1 protein-coding gene is annotated in these 1,086 nt (G+C 51.1%); it reads left to right on the top strand.

Annotation, left to right across the window (positions count from 1 at the left end; translation table 11 throughout):
* Positions 1-97 precede the first annotated feature (97 nt).
* Positions 98-1,086, top strand: a 989-nt coding sequence (locus D1B32_RS23540; RefSeq protein ID WP_147379922.1) for an N-acetylmuramoyl-L-alanine amidase, incomplete at its 3' end; no start/stop codon positions are given.

Below are 1,086 nucleotides of genomic sequence, written 5' to 3'. Positions count from 1 at the left end.
ATAACGGTTAGTGACTGAATGGCTGCGACCGCCTCGGTCGCTCCGGCTACGACTAGGTGTGCGAAGCGCAAAAAGAAATTCGAAGGACTCCCGTGACATGAATAGACGGCATTTGCTCCAACTTTTGATTGCAGGTATAGCCCTCCCTTGGCCGCTGTATGCAAGCGCAAAGGAGAGAATCACCAATATCCGAGCTTGGCACGACGAAGAGAAAATGCGCCTTGTGCTTGATTTGAGTGGCCCATTGCCTTATCGAACCTTCGAGCTTGATTCCCCTAAAAGGTTGATCCTTGATCTGGACAACGCCCTATTCAATGCAAGTCTGGATGATGTTCAGTTGGATGGTAGCGTCATTACTAGTATCCGCACGGGAATCCAGGCGCAAGGTACACGCATGGTGCTCAATCTAGCCGGCACAGTGGAAGCGACATCCTTCATTCTGCCGCCAGGTGATGGTCGAGGTCATAGACTGGTTGTGGATCTAATTGCCAAGTCTGCCATGCCTCCTCTCAATGCGCCTCCTGCTCAAGTAAAGGATGTCCGTCAACGTGACATCGTGGTAGTCATTGATGCCGGACACGGCGGGAAAGATCCTGGCGCTGTAGGAGCCAAGGGTGAGAAAGAGAAGGTTGTAGCCCTCGCTATCGCTCGACAACTCGCCCAGAAAATCAATAATCAGAAAGGTTTCAAAGCGCAGCTGGTTCGCAATACAGATATGTTCATTCCATTACGCAAGCGGGTGGAAATTGCACGAAAGCATAATGCAGATACGTTCATATCCATCCATGCTGATGCAGCCCCTCGCAAGAGCGCATCGGGAGCGTCAGTGTTCGCCTTGTCAGAAAATGGAGCAACCTCTACAACTGCAAGCTGGATGGCGAGGCGAGAGAATAGTGCTGATTTGATCGGCGCCCGTGATGTTCTTTCTCTCAAAGACAAAGATCCAGTATTGGCAGGTGTCATTCTGGATATGTCGCTAACGTCGACTATCGCAACGAGCCTCGATATCGGGAAAACAATTCTCGGCAGTCTCGGCAAGATTTCTGGCATTCACCAGAAGCGTGTGGAGCAGGCAGGGTTTGCTGT

It is taken from the genome of Oceanobacillus profundus, assembly GCF_003515705.1.
Lineage (GTDB): Bacteria > Bacillota > Bacilli > Bacillales > Amphibacillaceae > Oceanobacillus > Oceanobacillus profundus.
This window is presented reverse-complemented; position numbering and strand designations above follow the sequence as displayed.